Annotated in this window: 18 protein-coding genes; 11 read left to right on the top strand and 7 right to left on the bottom strand. The window is 63.5% G+C overall.

Annotated elements, in window-relative coordinates; all coding sequences use genetic code 11:
• The 4 genes from argC to AC1DXX_RS22155 form a co-directional block, all read left to right on the top strand.
• On the top strand, positions 1–839 hold an 839-nt coding region (argC, locus tag AC1DXX_RS22170; protein ID WP_478136369.1), incomplete at its 5' end, for an N-acetyl-gamma-glutamyl-phosphate reductase.
• 83 nt (positions 840–922) lie between these two features.
• Positions 923–1,195 (top strand): hypothetical protein, encoded by a 273-nt coding sequence (locus AC1DXX_RS22165; RefSeq protein WP_478136368.1) that lies wholly within the window; start codon positions 923–925, stop codon positions 1,193–1,195.
• Between the two features lie 141 nt (positions 1,196–1,336).
• Positions 1,337–2,089, top strand: a complete 753-nt coding sequence (locus tag AC1DXX_RS22160; RefSeq protein ID WP_478136367.1) for an immunity protein Imm33 domain-containing protein — start codon at positions 1,337–1,339, stop codon at positions 2,087–2,089.
• 198 nt (positions 2,090–2,287) lie between these two features.
• Entirely contained in the window at positions 2,288–2,722 is a 435-nt protein-coding gene (locus AC1DXX_RS22155; RefSeq protein ID WP_478136366.1) for a VOC family protein, read from the top strand.
• 103 nt (positions 2,723–2,825) lie between these two features.
• Here AC1DXX_RS22155 and AC1DXX_RS22150 read toward each other — a convergent pair whose 3' ends face one another.
• Positions 2,826–3,152 (bottom strand): NIPSNAP family protein, encoded by a 327-nt coding sequence (locus AC1DXX_RS22150; RefSeq protein ID WP_478136365.1) that lies wholly within the window; start codon positions 3,150–3,152, stop codon positions 2,826–2,828.
• Between the two features lie 291 nt (positions 3,153–3,443).
• The gene (gene tuf / locus AC1DXX_RS22145; RefSeq protein WP_478136364.1) at positions 3,444–4,640 is read right to left on the bottom strand and encodes an elongation factor Tu; all 1,197 of its coding nucleotides are present in this window, start codon (positions 4,638–4,640) and stop codon (positions 3,444–3,446) included.
• Positions 4,641–5,408: 768 nt separating this feature from the next.
• Between tuf and AC1DXX_RS22140 the strand changes: the two genes are divergently transcribed.
• Entirely contained in the window at positions 5,409–5,867 is a 459-nt protein-coding gene (locus tag AC1DXX_RS22140) for a hypothetical protein (protein ID WP_478136363.1), read from the top strand.
• Here AC1DXX_RS22140 and AC1DXX_RS22135 read toward each other — a convergent pair.
• The 4 genes from AC1DXX_RS22135 to AC1DXX_RS22120 form a co-directional block, all read right to left on the bottom strand.
• Positions 5,855–6,436: a dihydrofolate reductase family protein gene (locus AC1DXX_RS22135; protein ID WP_478136362.1), complete on the bottom strand. Its 582-nt coding sequence runs from the start codon at positions 6,434–6,436 to the stop codon at positions 5,855–5,857. The genes AC1DXX_RS22140 and AC1DXX_RS22135 overlap by 13 nt on opposite strands.
• A gap of 81 nt (positions 6,437–6,517) precedes the next feature.
• Complete coding sequence (locus AC1DXX_RS22130) at positions 6,518–6,937, bottom strand: hypothetical protein (protein WP_478136361.1); 420 nt, start codon at positions 6,935–6,937, stop codon at positions 6,518–6,520.
• 46 nt (positions 6,938–6,983) lie between these two features.
• Positions 6,984–7,430 carry an SRPBCC family protein gene (locus AC1DXX_RS22125; protein ID WP_478136360.1) on the bottom strand — a complete coding sequence of 149 codons (447 nt, stop codon included), beginning with the start codon at positions 7,428–7,430 and terminating at the stop codon, positions 6,984–6,986.
• Between the two features lie 113 nt (positions 7,431–7,543).
• Positions 7,544–8,704 carry a citrate synthase gene (locus tag AC1DXX_RS22120; RefSeq protein ID WP_478136359.1) on the bottom strand — a complete coding sequence of 387 codons (1,161 nt, stop codon included), beginning with the start codon at positions 8,702–8,704 and terminating at the stop codon, positions 7,544–7,546.
• A gap of 144 nt (positions 8,705–8,848) precedes the next feature.
• Here AC1DXX_RS22120 and AC1DXX_RS22115 point away from each other — a divergent pair, with 144 nt between their 5' ends.
• A complete protein-coding gene (locus tag AC1DXX_RS22115) occupies positions 8,849–9,802 on the top strand; it encodes a 2-hydroxyacid dehydrogenase (protein WP_478136358.1) in 954 nt (317 codons plus the stop codon).
• An 84-nt stretch (positions 9,803–9,886) separates the two neighbouring features.
• Entirely contained in the window at positions 9,887–10,864 is a 978-nt protein-coding gene (locus tag AC1DXX_RS22110) for a Bug family tripartite tricarboxylate transporter substrate binding protein (protein ID WP_478136357.1), read from the top strand.
• Here the strand turns inward: AC1DXX_RS22110 and AC1DXX_RS22105 are convergent.
• Positions 10,836–11,840, bottom strand: a complete 1,005-nt coding sequence (locus AC1DXX_RS22105) for a LysR family transcriptional regulator (protein ID WP_478136356.1) — start codon at positions 11,838–11,840, stop codon at positions 10,836–10,838. The two genes, AC1DXX_RS22110 and AC1DXX_RS22105, sit on opposite strands and share 29 nt — an antisense overlap.
• A 995-nt stretch (positions 11,841–12,835) precedes the next feature.
• On the opposite strand from AC1DXX_RS22105, the gene AC1DXX_RS22100 reads away from it, so the two are divergent.
• The 4 genes from AC1DXX_RS22100 to AC1DXX_RS22085 all read left to right on the top strand — a co-directional run bounded on the left by AC1DXX_RS22100 (position 12,836) and on the right by AC1DXX_RS22085 (position 18,008).
• Complete coding sequence (locus AC1DXX_RS22100; protein WP_478136355.1) at positions 12,836–13,036, top strand: hypothetical protein; 201 nt, start codon at positions 12,836–12,838, stop codon at positions 13,034–13,036.
• The gene (locus AC1DXX_RS22095; protein WP_478136354.1) at positions 13,024–13,914 is read left to right on the top strand and encodes a LysR family transcriptional regulator; all 891 of its coding nucleotides are present in this window, start codon (positions 13,024–13,026) and stop codon (positions 13,912–13,914) included. The genes AC1DXX_RS22100 and AC1DXX_RS22095 overlap by 13 nt, the downstream gene beginning before the upstream one ends.
• A 461-nt stretch (positions 13,915–14,375) precedes the next feature.
• On the top strand, positions 14,376–14,960 hold the full coding sequence (locus AC1DXX_RS22090; RefSeq protein ID WP_478136353.1) for a hypothetical protein: 585 nt from the start codon (positions 14,376–14,378) through the stop codon (positions 14,958–14,960).
• Positions 14,961–15,101: 141 nt separating this feature from the next.
• Complete coding sequence (locus tag AC1DXX_RS22085; RefSeq protein WP_478136352.1) at positions 15,102–18,008, top strand: hypothetical protein; 2,907 nt, start codon at positions 15,102–15,104, stop codon at positions 18,006–18,008.
• Positions 18,009–18,201: the final 193 nt, after the last annotated feature.

The raw sequence follows: 18,201 nt of genomic DNA, 5'->3' as shown, positions 1-18,201 counted from the left end.
GCACATTGCCGACAAGCCTGCGCAAGGATGCGGCTGCCCGCCGGGCCGCTCTCAACGAATGCGACATCGCAATCCTTTGCCTGCCCGATGCCGCGGCGCGCGATGCGGTGGCGATGATCGATAACCCTGCCGTGCGTGTCATCGATGCCAGCTCGGCCCACCGCACCAGCTCGGGTTGGGTCTACGGTTTGCCGGAGCTCGATGCACGGCAAGGCGAACGTATCGCCTCGGCACCGCGGGTCACGAATCCGGGCTGCTATCCCACCGCCGCGGTCGCCCTGCTGCGACCGTTGACGGATGCGGGCCTGTTGCCCGCCGACTATCCGCTTGTCATCCATGCCGTCTCAGGCTATTCGGGTCAGGGCAGGGCGGGGGCGGAAGCATACGAGGCCGGAGCTGGGGGCGCAGGGGCGCATTCGCTGAAGGTCTATGGCCTTGCACTCGAGCACAAGCACGTGCCGGAAATCGAGGCCTACGCCGGCTTGGCGGAGCGGCCCATCTTCGTGCCGGCCTATGGCAGCTATCGGCAGGGCATCGTGCTCACCATCGGATTGCACGCGCGAATGCTTCCCTCTGATGTTTCGGGCGTGCGCATCCACGAATGCCTTGCGGAACGATACCGCGATGCGGCGCATGTGCGCGTGCTGCCGATGTCGTCTGCCGTGCCGATGACCGAACTGGACCCGCAAGTCCACAACGGCTCCAACGACATGAGTCTGGCCGTTGCATGCAATGAACGCACAGGCCAGATCGTCTTGGGCGCGGTTCTCGACAATCTGGGCAAAGGTGCCGCGGGCGCGGCCGTGCAGAATCTGCGATTGATGGCGAGGGCTTCGTAGCTCACGTTTGAGCTCCGAACTCCCTTTCGGCGACGGCTGCAGTCGGCCGAGACCACCTTCGCCGGTAGGTTAGATTTGCGCCTATGACACGCTCACGATCACCTCTCGAGGCCGCCGCCGGCAAGCTCATCGCGGCAATTCAAAAGGAGTGGGGCTTCGAGGCCGGTGAGCCGGAGTCGGCCACAAGCGAGAACGTGATGCATGCAGCGCACGGCCTTCTGCAGGCCGCATCGAAGTTCGGGTCTCTCGAGAGCGTCATCGGCTCAAGCTCGGTATCGGCGTACTTGGGCGAGCAGTGGGTTCGGGCCCATCCGACAGTCTTGCCATACATCGAAGCCCTTGAGGACGCTCAGTGAATAGTCGGCAGCACCCGGCCAGTTGCAGACATTCAGCACTCTCAATTTTTCCTCGTACGTCACGCGAGCAAACCGAGTTGGCATCTGAAATGATGCGTCCATCATCGGCATAAGCCACATACCACCACTACCTCAACACCGATGTCGCTGCGCTCATTGTTCTCCGCATTCATCACGAAGAAGGCATCGCCTGAAGTCGCGCGTGAAGAGGTTCACGCAACGACGGCCTGTCGCCGTTTCGGACATCCTGAATTCCAGATTCGCGTATCGAGCATGGCCATCCCCGATCAGGACATCGCGTGGTTCTTGCAGTTCTTTGAGGAACGCGTGGCTGCAGGTGAGAAGTTTCAACCCGGTGAGAGTCTGCAGGTCGGCTGGATGTACACAACTCTTGAAGAGACAAACGACGGATTCCTACGGGTGATGGAGCCCGATATGACTGTTGTCCCGGTGCGGTTCATTGATTCCGTAGACCGCACCCTGATGCACATGCGCAACCAGAAGGATGTTGTCCAGAGCTTGCTGCCTCGGGTCGAGCCGGATTTCCCGTCTCTGCGGCAAAGCGTCGTTGTACATGTGGACTACAAAAATGCTACGCGGGTACTTCTGACCCGCACGCATCCTCTGGAAGAGGATTCGGGTTGGTGGTTCACTGACCTTGCTGACTCGCAAGGTGCACATGATCCCGGCCGATTCACGAAGACATCGCTCTACCAACTCGGCATTGACCGTCCGGACTTAGTGAAGTTCTTTGCCCTGCCAGCCGGCCTGCAAGTTGTCGTGGAAGGCCCACTCATCGGCGTACTGGGACCTGGTGGAGAGCTGGAGCAGGCGCCGGGCTCCTACCTGAGCGAGTTGAATCGGGCACGGCTGGAGCGTGCGCGGCAAGTTTGATTCTCAGTTGGGGCGCTACACCGTACGGGCATTACGCAGCAGCGGCGCAGTGGCCATAGGCAGAATGCGGCCAGAAGCAGCCAGTCGCCAAGGGCTGCTCTCGGGCAGGCTGTTTCCTCGGTAAAGGCATCCGCCCGGCTCGACCTGGACGCTAATTCCCCCAGATACGCGACACCGTTGAAAGAGGGACCGAAGGACATGACAGTCAAGCGAATGGACAACGTCCTGATAGTTGTCGACGATCTCGAAGCGGTGAAGGCGTTCTTTGTCGAGTTGGGCCTCGAGCTTGAGGGCCAAACCACGGTTGAAGGGCCTTCTGTCGGGAGCCTCATAGGGCTTGGAGACGTCCGAGCCACCCTCGCGATGCTGCGGACTCCCGATGGGCAGGGAATTGAACTGGACAAATTCCACACGCCGAATGCAGTCCGGTTCGGGCCCGTGGATGCGCCGGTGAACGCTTTGGGTCTTCGTCGCATCATGTTTGCCGTCGATGGCATCGATGCTGTCGTTGCGCGGATGCAGGCCCATGGCGCAGAACTCATTGGCCAGATGCAGTACGGGGAGTCGTACCGGCTTGCCTATATTCGCGGGCCCGAGGGCATCATCGTCGGGCTTGCCGAGCAACTCGGCTAAGGGAAGGCACTGCGCGCCGCTCCTAGGGGCGGCACATCGCTTGGCTTGGATCACCTCGCGTGCCCCGAAGCTTGAGCCAACGCGTCGTCCGCCGCGGAAGAGACTATTTCGCAGGCGAGAAAGAGGTTGGCGCCAAGAACGAGTTGTCCATCTTCGCAACAATCGGTCCGGCTGCCTCGCTCGCCTTTCTGACCTCGACCCATTCGGGATCGACGACAAACTTGCCCCACTTGACCTCGCGATCGGCCAGGCTCTCCCAGACAAGCATGTAGGTAAGCGCGTTGCTGTCAGGTCCGACTGCAGTCGTCCAATATCCGAGTTGACGAATTTCCAGCCGGTTCCAGATGCCCGCGGTGTGATCGCGAAATCTGGCAAGAACGTCGGGTAGCCGGCCAGGCATTGCGGTATAGACGCGTAGTTCGTAGATCATCGACATCAGTCCTGAAAAGATTGTTGCAAGTTGACGGGGTGGCGGGCGTGACCGCCAGGCTCACATTGTGCTGCCAGAGGTCCATCCGCCGTCAAAGGAGATGATCTGCCCATACGAAAAGTCGCTCTCGGGGCCGGTTAAGAACAAGACCGATTGAGCCAGCTGCCCCGCCAGCGATGAGGACGTAGTTCGTCGACGTGGCTGGCCGCCTGCCGCGGGGTTGCGTTTGGGTCAAAAAAAGCCCCTGCCGCCTGACAAGCAGACGACAGGGGCAAGTGCGGCATCAGCCCTTCAGCCGAGCACCTCGGTCACGATGCCTGCGCCGACGGTCTTGCCGCCTTCGCGCATTGCGAACCGCATGCCGTTCTCGATGGCCACAGGCTTGTTCAGCTCGAAGCTGATCTGCGCCTGCGCGCCGGGCTCGACCACACCGGTCTCGGTGTCGACGCGAATGACACCCGTCACGTCGGTCGTGCCGAAGAAGAACTGCGGCTGGTAGCCGGAACCGAACGGGGTATGGCGACCACCTTCGTCCTTGCTGAGGACGAAGATCTGTGCACGCCCCGTCCGGTACGGCTTCAGCGCACCGGGCTTCACGACAACCTGGCCTCGCACGACAGCATCGCGCTTGACCCCGCGCAGCAGCAGGCCGACGTTCATGCCGGCCCGTGCCTCGGCGACGTCCTTGTGGAAGGACTGCACGCCGGTGACGACCACCTTCTCGTCGCCGTCCGAGCTGAGCCCGACGATCTCCAGGCTGTCACCGACGCGGATCACACCGCGCTCGACACGGCCGCTGACCACGGTGCCGCGGCCCGCGATGGTGTGCACGCCCTCGACAGGCATCATGAACGGCGCGTCGTAGTCGCGCACCGGATCAGGAATGCGCGAGTCCAACGCGTTCACGAGCTCGACGATGCATTGCACGTCGGGCCCTTCGAGGTCGCCGCGTTCGGCGGCGGCCAAGGCCTTCAGCGCGCTGCCGAAAACGAAGCGGGCATCGTGGTATCCGTGCGCAGCCAGCAGCGCGCCGATCTCCATTTCGATCAGCTGCTCGATCTCCGCACGGTCGCTCCCGGCAACGAGGTCCATCTTGTTCACGAACACCACCATGTGGCCGACATTCACCTGGCGCGCCAGCAGCACATGCTCGATGGTCTGCCGTGCGGCGCCTTCGGTGCCGTCCACCAGCAGGATCGCGCCGTCCATCTGCGAGGCGCCGGTGATCATGTTCTTGATGTAGTCGGCATGTCCCGGGCAGTCGATGTGTGCGTAGTGGCGGCAGTCCGACTCGTACTCGACGTGCGAGGTATTGATCGTGATGCCGCGCTCGCGCTCTTCCTTCGCGTTGTCGATCTGCCCATAGGACAGCGCATCGCCGCCAAAACGCGCGGCCTGCACGAAGGTAAGAGCAGCCGTCAGCGTCGTCTTGCCGTGGTCGACGTGACCGATGGTTCCGACGTTCACATGAACCTTGTTGTTCATCATGGTTTTCTCCAGTTTGAGAGTAAAAAACCGGCTCGATTCGCTGGCCAGGCGAAAGAGTCGGCGGGTTGTCGGCGCGCGCGCCAAACTCGCGGTGCCCGCCATGCGGGCGAAAAAAAAGCCTGCGGGGATGGACCACCCGACAGGCTTTCTTGCCTGAAGGATGGACCTCCAGGCGCACGAGGGCCTGGAGGCTCTACACGAACCACTCCACGGAGTTGACGCACAGCACTGCGCTGGCAGCGCGTGCGGCGGAAAAAAGAGGTTCTCGTTCGGGGCTCATGTCCAAATCTCCAACTGAACAAGCAAAAAACAAAAAACCCGGTGGCTCGAGGCCTACCGGGTCTTGTGAAACTCAGGAGGCCGAGCCTCCAGGTATGAAAAAGGCTCTAGGAAAGCAATTCGGCGCAAAAAGGGCGCAGCGAAATCGCCGCAACGGTGCGGGTCATCAATGCGTCTTGCGTGGTCAGGAACTGCTTCATGGGTCTCTCGTGCGATTGGCCGTTGGCCGCAGCGCGAAGGTTAATCTTTGGGGGCCGGAGACTAACACCACTACAGCGACCCGGCAACAAGAGCGTTGCACGCACGCAAGCACGTCGGTTCCTCCGGCCCTGCGCGCCCTTCCGAAGCGTCCGGCCGGTCGAAGGTGCAGAGCCGCGAGACGCGCGGGGCACTCTAAGGGTTTGCGTTGACAAGATGAGGGTCAAACCCCGTTCCGGAGCACGGTAAGAATTGCGTAAGATTCGCGCCCACGCCCCAACCAAGGTACCCATGCTCGACGTCGACTTGCCAGCGCCCGCTGCGGCCGTTCGCAGCCTTCTTGCCAGCCGCGGGATCGTTCCGGCGCTGGCCTTGCTCAACGACAGGACGTCCTATCGGTTCACGGCGATCTACAAATTGAACGGCGACGTGATGCGCGCGGCGCATGCCTTCGACCGCGACTCTGAATACCGCACCTGGCTGAAGGTGGTGCCCCTGGGCAAGAGCTTCTGCCAGTACGCGCTCGAGCACGGTGAGTTCGTGACCAGCCATGCCTCCGAGGATCAGCGCCTGACGAACCGACCTTATGCCGGCATGGTCGAGTCGTACTACGGCCGGCTGCTGACGCGAGGATGCGGTACGCCCTATGGCACCTTCATCCATTTCGACTTGGAGTCGCGCAGCATTCCCACAGAGGAAATCCGCTTCCTGCGAGAGGTGATCCCGCAGTTCATTGACTACTTGGAATGAACAGGCGGCCCGGCGACCTTGTATGCACTGAGGATGATGCCGGACGGCATTGCTTTCGTGGTGACGAGATCGAAGGAGCGTGGTGGGGTTCCCTCCGCGAAGAAGCGCTTCCCGGTGCCCAGCAGGACCGGATAGACGACCAGCAGGACTTCATCCGCAAGCCCATGTTCGAGCAGCGTCGATGTCAGCGTGGAGCTACCCCAGAGGATCAAGTTCGGGCCAGCCTGCGACTTGATGCGGCGAACGCCCTCGACGATGCCCGGTCCCAGGCCCTCGAACGGACCCCATTCGAGACTTTCCGGACGGCGGGTCACGACATATTTGGTCGCCGCATTCAAGCTGTCCGCCATCGGGCTGCTCGGTGCCTTTGGCCAGAAGTCCGACCACATGTCGTAGGTGCGACGGCCGAGCAGCAGATCGAAGCGCCCGCCATGCGCGGCGAGCAGTTCATCCCGGCCGGCGGGGGTCCGATAGGGCACGGTCCAGTCCGCGCAGGGGAATCCGTCTTCGCCAGAGGTTTGAATCACGCCGTCCAGCGAGATGTGTTCCATGATTTTGAGCTTTCTCATGCGGGTCTCCTTGCTTGGGTTTGGAGGTTGCAGCTCTATTGCCTTGGGCGAGGGAGTCGCGGTCTGAGCATTCTGTGCGAGTTACAGGGCTAACTGCGTTAAGGCCCAGGCCACAGTACCCAGCTGCGCCACGTTGAGCATCATCCCCGCGATGTGAAGCCGGCGGAACTGGAAAATCGAAGCGTCAGTGGCCGGAATCGTGTGACGCAAGACGTCCATGCGCGGGATGATGATCCAGCGGCGCAGCGCGTACGCCAAGGTTGCGATGAAGGCCATGCCAAAGGCGAATGCAGGCTTGCCGGACCAGGCAAAGCTGAGTGCTGCAGCGCTCGCCGTCAGTGCCACGGCAACGTAATAGACGTTGAACAGGCCCCGGATAAAGCGCGAGTCCAGCGGGGTGTCGTGCTTGAGCACCAGCAGTGGCAGCGAGCCCATCATGAAAAACCCCATCCAGACGAGCAGGACGACCGTCGCTATGAGCGCAATGACGATGGAAAGCATCTGAACCCTGGCCTGCAAAGACGCCCAGTTCCTGAAAGCGGACTCCTCAACCCGGAATATCCGGCTCGACCAACTGGGCCAACGCGACAAGCGACTCCTGCCAGCCCAGGTAGCACATCTCGACAGGAATCACATCGGGGATGCCTTCCTGCACGATGGACATGTCGGTGCCGCAGGACACCGGGGTCAGCGTCACGGTGGTCTTCATGGTGCCCGGCAGGTTCGGGTCGTCGAACGTCGCGTCGTACGCAATGCGCTGGCCGGGCACAAGTTCCAGGTACTTCCCGCCGAACGAGTGGCTCTGGCCGCTGCCAAAGTTGGTGAAGGACATGCGCCAGGCGCCGCCGACCACGGGCTCCATGCCATGCACTTTGCCGGTAAACCCGAAGGGTGGCAGCCAGCGCTCGAAAGCGCCGGGCTCGACGAAGGAGCGGTAGATCCGCTCCGGTGGAGCGCGCAGCACGCGGTGCAGACGGACGGTGTTGGTAGCCATGGATGTGTTCTCCTTGAGTGCAGAGGATGACCCTCGACTGACACGACCTCGATGACGGGACATGGCCGTCAGCCGCATTTTCGGCCCTGCGGAAAAAGGACGCCGCAGCGTATTCAGGGGCCCTGGTCGTGCGGTTCGGGCATCGGGCCCACATAGCGCCCGCGCGGGCGGATGACTTGCGCCACGCCCAGTTGCTCCAGGCTGTGCGCCAACAGCCCGACGCTGCGCGCCGTTGCGAACAGGCCAAAGGCCGCATCGGCAGGAAGCCGATGGTGGGCGACCAGGGCGGCCAGGGCAACGTCGATGTTGGGCTGCAAGCCGGTCAGCTTCGTCACCTTTCCGATGAAGCGCGCGATCACCTTGGGAGGCTCGAACAAGGCCAGCAATGCGGCCGCCCGCGGATCGCCGTCGGGATAGAGATGGTGGCCGAATCCTGCCGGCGACAAGCCGTTCGACAGGTAATGGGCCAGCACCTGGTCCTCACCCAGCCGCTCCACCTCGCTGAACAGCGCCCGGACGCGGCCTGAGGCATCGCCATGCAAGGGGCCGGAGAGGGTGGTCAATCCGGCCAGCAGGCAGGCCGGCAACGAGGCGCCTGTCGAAGCGGCAATGCGCGCGACAAAGGCCGAGCTGGTCAGCTCGTGATCGGCCAGCAGCACCAAGGCCGTTCGCAGCAGATCAGCGACCTTGGAAGTTTGCTTCCATCCTTTCGCAAAGCGCAGATGCAGCGGTTCGTGTCCTGGCGAGGCGCCGAACGCGTTGGCCACCTGACCCACCAGGCCCTGGCCCTCGGCATGCAGCACGCGGGTCAGGCGTCCGCCGGTGGAATGCCCGGCGGCCGCCAGGCTGGCCAAGGCGGCGAAGGCCGCGTCTCGCCCGGGCTTGCCGGGGCGCATGGGCGTCGAGCAAGAGAAATCGACGGCGCGCTCGGCGCCCCACAACAGTTGCGCCGCATCTTCCAGCGTGGCCGTTCGGGCCATGTGCACGGCATCCCGCCCCCGGTAGTACGGCCGCCCGCGAGAGAACGCGCAAAGGGCCGTCGGAATGCTGGGCTCCGACCCGAACAGGGTGTTCGTGGCCAGCGTCTCGTGCTTGCGGCCGGCCTGTTTGCGTTTGGCCAGGCCGGCAACGTCCTCGGCGCGGTACAGCCTGCGACGCGTGTCGGCCGGGTCGGTCATGACTTCCAGCTTGCCGCGGCTCACGTACGCGTAGATCGTCTGAGCCTGCACGCCCAGAAGCTTGCATGCCTCGTTCATTGAAATCCAGGAAGCCATGGTCGCATCGGTCGGGTCTATTTACATTGATTAAATATATCAATATTGACCAATATGTCAATCTATTAATAGCATGCACCCAGTTCGTGGAGAGCTCCCCTCGAACAGCTCGGCCTCCCGGCCACCGTGTGAACGAACAGCGATATGAAACCCCAAGTCCTCCAACTCAATCCGATCCTGATCCCGGCGATCAACGACAAGCTCGCGTCGCTCTACGTCGTGCACAAGCACTTCGAACTGGCCGATCCGCAGGCCTGGCTGCGTGAACATGGCGCGTCGATCGACGCCGTGATCACCGGCGGGCACACCGGCATTTCGCGGGCGATGCTGGATCAGTTGCCCAGCCTGAAGGTGGTGGCCGTCAATGGCGTCGGCACCGACGCCGTGGACCTGGCGTACTGCCGGGGCCGCGGCCTGCCCGTCACCGCCACACTGGGCGCGCTGACGGAAGACGTGGCCGATCTGGCCATCGGCTTGTTGATTGCGGCTTGCCGAAACCTGTGTGCCGGCGACCGTTTCGTGCGAGACGGCCAGTGGGAGCTTCATCCCCAGCCCAGCGCCATTCCGCTCGCCCGGCGGTTCAGCGGCATGCGCGTCGGCATTGTCGGAATGGGCCGGGTGGGCCGCGCCGTCGCCGTGCGAGCGGCCGCCTTCGGTTGCCCCATCCGCTACACCGACTTGCGCGCCATGGACGACGTCGCGCACCGCTTCATACCGAGCCTGGTGGACCTGGCGCGCGAGTCGGACGCGCTGGTGCTGTGCGCGGCCGCGGACCAGGCCGAAGGAATCGTCGGCGCGGCCGTGCTCGACGCACTCGGACCGCGCGGCTTCCTGGTCAACGTCGCCCGCGGCCGGCTCGTCAACGAAGCCGACCTGACACAAGCGCTGGCCGCTGGCCGGATCGCGGGTGCGGGCCTGGACGTGTTCGTCGACGAACCACATGTGCCGCTGACGCTGCGCCAGTCCGACAACGTGACCCTGCAGGCCCACCGCGCCAGCGCCACCTGGGAGACCCGCACCGCCATGGCCGAGATGGTGCTGGCCAGCATTGCACAGGCCCTGGCAGGCGAGCGTCCGGCGATGAGCCTGACCACCTGAGCCCCTGCGTTCGCGGCGCAGTTGCCGCCGGCATCGACAAGCCGGCTTTCAAGACAGCAGAACCACCCTGAAGAGGAGACAACCATGCAGCTCACATCCCTGATCAAGTTCCTTGCAGTCTCGGCGTCGCTCGCCGCGGCGGCGACCCTCGCATCGGCCGAGGCGGCTTACCCGGCCCGCGCCATCAAGATCATCGTGCCCGCCCCGCCGGGCGGCGCGATCGACACGATCGCCCGTGTCGTCGGAGACAAGATCGCGGTGTCGATGGGGCAACCGGTGATCGTCGACAACCGGCCCGGCGCATCCAACAACCTCGGCACGGACGTCCTCGCGAAGTCGGTGCCCGACGGCTACACGATCGGCATCGTGGGCGGCAGCCACAACACCAACAAGTTCCTGTTCAAGAACCTCGGCTGGGATCCGGAAAAAAGCTTCGAGCCCATCGTCTACACGCACGAGGTTCCGCTGGTGTTCGCCATCTACCCGCAGCTTCCCGCCAGGACGCTGCCCGAGTTCGTGGCCTGGATGAAGGCCCATCCGGACGAGGCCAAGGTCGCCACCTCCGGCCGCGGCAGTGCGCAGGAAATGGCGGCCGAGATGTTCCGCATGGCGAGCGGTGCGCAGATGCTGCTGGTTCCCTACAAGGGCTCATCCGCCGCGCACCCGGATCTGTTGGCCGGACGTACCGCGCTCTTCATCGACACCATCAGTGCCATCCTGCCGCAGGTGAAGGCCGGCAATGCGCGGGCCGTTGCTGTGTCGACGCGCAAGCGGACAAAGTTGCTGCCCGACGTGCCGACCGCGGACGAACAAGGATTCAAGGGCTACGACGCCAATACGAATGGCGGGTTCCTGGCGCCGGCCGGCACGCCCAAGGCGATCGTCGCCAAGCTGAATGCCGAGATCAACGCGGCACTGAAGCTGCCCGATGTGCGGGCGAAGCTGGAGGCTGCCGGCATAGAGGTACAGGGCGGAACGCCACAGGAGTACGCCGCGCTGATCAAGTCCGACCTCGCCAAGTGGGGCAGGGTGGTCAAGGAGGCGGGGATCCAGGCAGAGTGAGTCCGGAAGTGGGGGTGGCGCCGGCAGCGCTGCCAACCGGCCCAGCCTTTGGCGTGAGGTATTTCAGCAGCCTGCTAAGCCGCCTGTCGCAGGGACGCGCGCGCGCGCACGCCAGGAACGGCTCGATGAGAGGGCTGTCCCAATCGCTGCGCCAACAGGCGGCGACGTCCATCTTTGCATCGGCGTTCCGCAAGGGCCTGAACACCACGCCCGGAGGCCGGCCGATCCGGGCGCATGCAGGCAGGATGGCCACGCCCTTGCCCGCCAGGACGAGCGCCAGCGCCGACACCGTGGTCCCGACCCGTTGCGCAATCGGCATGCTGACATCGTGCCGCCGAAGCATCGAGGCGATGACGGATTTGTCGACGTCCCCCCCGGGGGCAGGGAGCCCGATGAGGGGCATGGCAGAAAGCCGCTCCAGCGGAATGCTGGACGTCCGGGCCAAGGGCGAATCCGCACGCACGGCCAGCATCAACGGCTGGGTTCCGATGCATTCGACCGCAATGCCTGCATGGGCGATGGGTGGAATACAGATCGCCACGGACACGTCCGAGTCGGTGACGGCCGAGACGTTGTTGATGGCGTTCAGCTCCACATACTGGATCTCCACGTCCGGCAACGTCGTTCGAAGCATGTTTTCCAGGCGAGGGAGCACCAGGTAGGACAGGACGACCATGGTTCCGACCGTGAGCCGGCCCCTTCGGCCCGACCCGATGGCCCGTGCGGCGTCGAATCCTTCATGGGCAAGGAGCAGCGCTTCCTTCGCACGCTGGAAGAGCGCGTTCCCGGCGTCGGTGATTTCCATGCCGCGCGCCGCCCTGCGAAACAGGGGCGTGCCCACCGCCGCTTCCAGATTCCTGATGTGAACCGACAGCGGCGGTTGGGCCATGTTGAGCCGGCGTGCCGCTTTTCCGACGCTGCGTTCCTCGGCGACGGCGACGAAGTAGCGGAGCGTTCTGAAGTCTGGTTCTGCCATACGTTGGTCGTATGCCTTGTCAGGAAAACAGTATTGGACCCCGATGCGGCCGCGCATCAATCATTTGCAGCATGAAGAAGTTTCCCCGTCCTCCGAGGTCCGAGATCCGCGAAATGTCCGCCGCGAGGATGCGCGCACTCGTCGCGCAGCGCAAGCTAAAGGCCTCACCCGCAGGAGGCGAAGGTCGTCACCTCCGGCCGGGGCAGTGCGCAGGACATCGAAGCAAACCGGTTGATGCCGGAGTTCCGTGCTGCTGCGGTGCCGTCCACCAGTTCGATCCGAACGTTGCGTGCTTGCGTCATTCCGGGCACCGAAAAGGAATGTGCGATGGCCCACCGAACGCGTTCGTGGCCTGGATGCAGCCCTGTCGCGTTGGCGTCCGGGCTGGGAAAAAGTACCACACGGGTTCGCAATCGTCCTACCGCCTCAGGGGAGTGGCTGCCTAGAGTTCATATCTCTCCTCAACTCCACCGCCGCGATGGCGGCTCGATGCCGGCGATGAACAACTCCCCCAACTCCGTACGCGAGCATCGGCATGAATCATGAAACCGGCGTTGGCCACCGGTCAGCCAGACTCGCAATTCACTCATGCAGTGTCTGAATTGGATCGCTCTTCCCGGAGAGCTTTTCTCCCTGCAGATGATTTCTGAAAACGTCGGGTACCCGACATTCATATCGCCGAGCCATGTGACTGTCTAGTGACAATGTTGCAACTCACAATCTTTATGTCGCCGGATTGCCAAAAATTCCTCAAAATTCGCACGATGCCGCGTTGTTGCATTTGTTAAGATTTGAATATGCTTCGATTTAATGGTGAACACCATTTTGGTGCGAGATGAAAATATGGAGGATTGCATTTGGCGGCGTCACTGTGTTTGCCGATAGATGAATTCGCTGAGATATCTCATTGCAGATAAAACAAATTAACTGTTTGCGCGGCTGTGTTTTGATGAAGAGTGAGTCAAATAATAAATAGATTCCATGAATTGAATTAAGTGCCGAACGGATATCGAAGTGTTTTGGTATTGGAGGCAAATCAAGCTGGCTGCTTGATTGATTTTGAATGGATGCAGGCCGGAAATAGTGCGCCGTTCGTGGAAGCTTTTTTTGTTGAGCTGAACAATGCCCCCTCCCGGAAGAAAGGTTCGAAAGGGGCACGTGTTGCACTCAAGTTCGAGGAAACATGGATTTATTGATGTCGGATGTCCGGCTTTTCGTGAAAGCCGTCGAGGTGGGAGGGTTGACGCAAGCGGCTGACGCGTTGAGCGTGCCCAAGGCATCCGCGTCCCGGCAGCTCAAGAGGCTGGAGACCTTGGTCGGCCACACGCTCCTGCACCGGGGGGCAGGCCGTTTCGGTCTCACCGGGGAAGGGCGCGAGTTCCTTTCCACGGCGAAGGAAGTTCTGGAGGCAGTGAACCAGGCGCTCTCGCGGCTCTCCGACACCAACGAAGCCCTGACAGGCCAACTGCGGATCTCGGTTCCCGGCTATCTCGGCCGCGAACTGCTCTCCTCGCACCTGTCGGGCTTCATGGCCGCGCATCCCCTGCTCAAACTCACCGTCGACGTGAACTCCGATCGCGTGGATCTGTTTCGCGAAGATGCCGACGTGGCCATCCGGGTGGGGCTCGAGGGCTGCGAAGACCTCGTCGCCAGACGCATCAAGAGGCAGGTCCTTGTCCTGTGCGCCGCACCCTGGTATCTCGAGCGCCATCMGGTGATCGAGGGGATCGACGATCTCGCGGGACACTACTTCTTGACCAGCGGTCCGGAGCGACAGGCCATGGAAATGGTCGTTCCGGGCCTTGACCGGGAGTACGTCGTCAGGGCCGCGGGCGTATTCCGGGCCAACGATCCGGAGTTGCTGCTGAGGCTGGCCTGYTCGGCCGGCGGAATCGCCCTGGTCCCTCTTCTTTGTGCCAAAGCCGCGATCCAGGGCGGTTCTTTGGTCGCAGTCCTTCCGTCGTTCGAATTGATGCCGGAAGAATTGAATCTGACGTATTTGCCCGCGCGGCGCAATACCCGAAAAATCAGAGCCTTCGTCGATTTCATCTTCAAGGCGCTAGAGCAAGCCTGAATTGCGCCCTCGCCGCACCGGAGGCCTGCGCGGCTCCGGCGGTTCTTCCACGTTCCATTTTTTAACGGCGATGCAGCCGGGTTTCTGCACGCCCCTGCGTTGCCGCAGGCAGTTCCACGCATTGGCAGGACGGTGCACGGTCTTTGCGRGCAAATTGAAAAGAGGTTCCAAGATTGAAACCTCCACTTTCAAAATTGGAACCCTGTTTTCTGTAGACGCCACAGGCAAAATCGACGTTGTTTACAAGTGCAAGCGAACGTACATTTCCGCGAATTAAGAGGCTCACGTCTGTTGTGAGTTGTCCTCGGAAAAAAAGTTTCGCTGCATTGTGACTTATTTCCAGGTATTTGTGACCCCGCTGGCGATTCGTGCCGAATTGCCGTGATCTTTGAACTGGAGCAATCATGCTTATACAAAAACTGACTCAATCTTTTTTCCGCACGGCAGGCAGGCTGCCTGCTTTGGCCGCAAGCTTTGGCGCCGGCATGATCGCCGTGGCCAGCCTGGCTGCGCCGGCCTCGGCACAGCCTGTTGCAACCCCGTCCGCGCTCGCTGCCGAGAAAACTGTCGCGGTCGCCCTGACGCAATTCAAGGTGGTGAAGGCTGCGGACGGCAAGGAGCAGCTGCTGGATGCGTCCTCCGTCAAGCCGGGCGACATCCTGGAATACCGGGCAACCTACATCAACAAAACCGGCAAGGCGGTTTCCGGTCTGGTCGCCGATCTGCCGATCCCCGAGGGGCTCGAGTACCTGCCGCGCAGCGCCAAGCCCGGTGCCGCATTGGTCAAGGCGGCCACCAAGGACGGCGTTTACGGCGCCGAGCCGCTGACGCGGAAGGCCGCGAACAACAAGACGGAGCCAGTGCCCTACAGCGACTACCGCGCATTGCGCTGGACGCTCGGCCAGCTGCCCGCCGGCGGCGAAACCGCCGTGACTGCACGCGCCAAGGTCGAGATCGTCGTTCCGCCAGAGCCGAAGACCTCCGCCGCCGCGCCGCAGGCGCCGCCCGTGACGGTGCAGTCCGCTGCAGGCGCTGCCTCGCGCTGAGGTCGTGGTGGTTTCGCCTCCTGGCTTCCGTTTCCTTGATTTCCTTTGCTATTGCGCGCAACCCGGCCAATGTCTTCCGCCCGCGGAATCCATGAGTCGGGCTTTTTTTGTTCCTTTTTTTGACAACCGAGGAGAAACCACGTGAGTCCCACCTTGCCAACCCGGCGCATCGGCTCGAGGCCGAGAGCCACATGGGCGGGCGCCGCAGTTCTGTCGCTGGGCTTCCTGTTTGGAAGCTCGAGCGCATCTGCCGCACCGCCGCCCGCCAACACCGTCATTGGTAACCAGGCTTCGGCCACTTATTCGGATTCGTCCGGCACCACCCAGCTGGCGACCTCCAACCTGGTTCAGACCACGGTTCAGCAGGTCGGCTCCTTCACGCTGGACACGGTCAACCAGGTCACGACGACGGTCGTCAACACCAAGCTGGGCGCTGCAGGCTCGGTGGTGTACGCACCGCACATCTTGACCAACACCGGCAACGGCTCGGACACCTTCACCATCACGGTGGATGCCGACAACGATGCCTTCTCGAAGGTCGAGGTCTATCCGGACGCGAACGGCGACGGCGTGCCCGACGGCACCACCCCGCTGTGTACGGCCACGCCCGCTGCAGTCTGCAGCGTGCCCGCGCAGACCGTGCCCGGCAACAACGGCACGTTCCAGTTCGTCGTGGCCTACACGATCCCTGGCACGGCCACCACGCCGACCACCCCGTTTGACACGGCCACCATCACGGCCACCCCGGGTACGCCGGCGCTGTACACGGCGCCGAACACCTCGGCGGCAGACAAGGACCAGATCAACCTGACCACCGTGGCCGCCTTCGGCGCCACCAAGTCGATCGGTGTCCCGGCAGTGGCCGGCCCCGGCTTCGCGGCCTGGCCGCTCGCCAGCACCGGTGGTCCGCGTTCGTCGGCAGCCTCCTGCTCGACGACCTGGGCTGCAGGCCTGGCTTCCAGCGCGACCTGCCAGTACACGGTCTACACGCTGACCTTCAACAACACCGGCGGAGCGCCCGGCAAGTTCGCCCTGTCGGACACGTTGCCATCGGGCTTCACCTATGTCGCGGGTTCTGCCGTCTGGAGCAGCGCCCCCGGCGTTGCGCTGGGTGACGGTGCCGGCGGCGATCCGGCCGGTATCAACTTCCAGGTGGCGGGCAGCACGCTGAACGTCGTCGTGGACTCGCTCGGCCAGAACGTGACGCAGACGATCAGCTTCGTCGTGCTGGTGAACAACACGGCTGTGGTCGGTACCTCGACCACGACCAACGTGGCCCAGTACAACCCGACACATTCCCCGGCCGCCGACGTCACGGCGATCGGCCCGCTGGGTTCGAGCACCAACCCGGCGGCCTACACCGTCGTCGCCAGCTACAGCCTCGTCGTGGGTACCAACCCCTCGACTGCGGCAACGGCGGCCGACGCGGTGGCGGGCACGCCCAATGGCACGGCGGCGGACACGACCACGCAGCCTTCGGTGGCTGCCGGCGGCAGCGTCAAGTTTCCGCAGACCGTGTTCAACACCGGCAGCGGTGTCGACAGCATCAACCTGAGCATCGCCAACGGGACGTTCCCGGCGGGCACGACCTTCCTGCTGTTCGCGGCAGACGGCGTGACGCCGCTGCTCGACACCACCGGCGACGGCGTGCCCGACACCGGTCCGATTCCGGTCGGCGGCAGCGCCAACATCGTGGTGCAGGCCAACGTTCCGGCCAGCGCGACGGTGGGCTCGGGTCCGTTCAACGCGATCCTGACCGGCCGCTCGGCAGGCGACGCGACCAAGATCGACGCCACGCTCGACCAGGTCGACATCGTTGTCGGTTCGCTCGTCGACCTGACCAATACCAAGCCCGGTACCGGCTCGGGTTCGGTGGCGAACGGTGACTTGGGCCCGGGCCCGAGTCCGAGGCCGACCACGACCTACAGCACGCCTGCCGGCACGGGCACGACCTTCAAGCTGTTCGTCAAGAACAATGACTCGAAGCCCAACAGCTACAACTTCGCAGCCAGCCAGTCGAACAGCTTCCCCGGCACCCTGCCGGCCGGCTGGACCGTGAAATTCGTGGCCGCAGGCGGCGACTGCACCTCTCCCGCCCTCGCCGGCAGCCTGGCCGTCCTTGCGGGTGAGCAGCAGGAGGCTGGTGCCTGCGTGACGCCGCCTGCCACGCAGTCGCCAATCGCCGAGCAGTTGATCTACTTCCAGGTGAAGTCCGTGGCTGTGGCCTCGACACTGGCGATCGTTTCCGACGTCAAGACCGACGCCGTGATAGTGACCGCTGCACAGACGCTGGGCGCCACGCTCACGCCGAACAACGTTGGCCAGGTCGCTCCCGGCGGCACCGTCGTCTATGCGCACACGCTGACCAACACCGGCTCCTTGAGCTGCGGCGCTTACACGCTCACGGCCACCGTGCCGGCAGGCGATGCGACGCTGGGCTGGACCACCGCGATCTACCTCGACGTCAACGGCGACGGCCAGATCGATGCGCTGGACACCCTGGTTACCGGCCCGATCGCCGGTCCGCTCGGGGCAGGCAAGACGCAGAAGCTGCTGGTGCGCGTGTTCGCACCGGGCGGCGCCAGCGCCGGCGCCACCGATACGGCCACCGTGACGGCGACGTTCACCGATCCGGCGCCGAACTGCGGCACGCCTTCGGCCACCGACGTCAGCACCGTGATCACCGGCCAGATCCGCGTCCTCAAGACGCAGGCCGCCGACATCGCCTGCGACGGCACGGCGGACGCCGCTTTCGCAGCGACGCCCCTGTCGCTGAAGCCCGGCCAGTGCATCGTGTACCAGATCGTCGCGACCAACGAAGGCACTGCGCCGATCACCAACATCGCGATCAATGACGCGGTGCCCGCGTACACCGCGATGAGCCCCACGCAGCCGCCTGCGCCCACGCAGTGCGTCTCCACCGGCGTGACCGGAACGGCCCTGGCCTACGCCCAGACCGCGACGGCGGTGAGCTGCGGCAGCGCGGCCAACACCGTGGCCCCGGCCGGTACGGCCACCTTGACCTTCGCGGTACGCATCAACCCGTAACGCGCGATTGAGTCGCTGGCAGACCTCGCGGGGTCTGCCGGCTTTACGCGAGGCGTTGCCCTGCCGGGTGCGCTTCGCCTTTTTCCCCTGCTGCTTCCGACGCGTGCGTTCCCGCAAGCGCGCATGGCAGCGGCAGAGGAAAAAGACCCAGGTATTTGACGGCCCCAACAGGCGCCGACGGAAGGTGACGCGG

The sequence above is a fragment of the Variovorax sp. P4_B10 genome (assembly GCF_056402375.1).
Note: the sequence above shows the minus strand (reverse complement) of the source record. Positions and strands in the feature narration are given on the sequence as shown.

Bases quoted from the DNA above. Each gene is read 5' to 3' on its own strand.
- AC1DXX_RS22150 (WP_478136365.1), bottom strand. From the start codon at position 3,152: ATGATCTACGAACTACGCGTCTATACCGCAATGCCTGGCCGGCTACCC.
- AC1DXX_RS22155 (WP_478136366.1), top strand. From the start codon at position 2,288: ATGACAGTCAAGCGAATGGACAACGTCCTGATAGTTGTCGACGATCTC.
- AC1DXX_RS22115 (WP_478136358.1), top strand. From the start codon at position 8,849: ATGAAACCCCAAGTCCTCCAACTCAATCCGATCCTGATCCCGGCGATC.
- AC1DXX_RS22130 (WP_478136361.1), bottom strand. From the start codon at position 6,937: ATGCTTTCCATCGTCATTGCGCTCATAGCGACGGTCGTCCTGCTCGTC.
- AC1DXX_RS22105 (WP_478136356.1), bottom strand. From the start codon at position 11,840: ATGGCAGAACCAGACTTCAGAACGCTCCGCTACTTCGTCGCCGTCGCC.
- AC1DXX_RS22140 (WP_478136363.1), top strand. From the start codon at position 5,409: ATGCTCGACGTCGACTTGCCAGCGCCCGCTGCGGCCGTTCGCAGCCTT.
- AC1DXX_RS22135 (WP_478136362.1), bottom strand. From the start codon at position 6,436: ATGAGAAAGCTCAAAATCATGGAACACATCTCGCTGGACGGCGTGATT.
- AC1DXX_RS22160 (WP_478136367.1), top strand. From the start codon at position 1,337: ATGTCGCTGCGCTCATTGTTCTCCGCATTCATCACGAAGAAGGCATCG.
- AC1DXX_RS22165 (WP_478136368.1), top strand. From the start codon at position 923: ATGACACGCTCACGATCACCTCTCGAGGCCGCCGCCGGCAAGCTCATC.
- AC1DXX_RS22120 (WP_478136359.1), bottom strand. From the start codon at position 8,704: ATGGCTTCCTGGATTTCAATGAACGAGGCATGCAAGCTTCTGGGCGTG.
- tuf (WP_478136364.1), bottom strand. From the start codon at position 4,640: ATGATGAACAACAAGGTTCATGTGAACGTCGGAACCATCGGTCACGTC.
- AC1DXX_RS22125 (WP_478136360.1), bottom strand. From the start codon at position 7,430: ATGGCTACCAACACCGTCCGTCTGCACCGCGTGCTGCGCGCTCCACCG.
- AC1DXX_RS22110 (WP_478136357.1), top strand. From the start codon at position 9,887: ATGCAGCTCACATCCCTGATCAAGTTCCTTGCAGTCTCGGCGTCGCTC.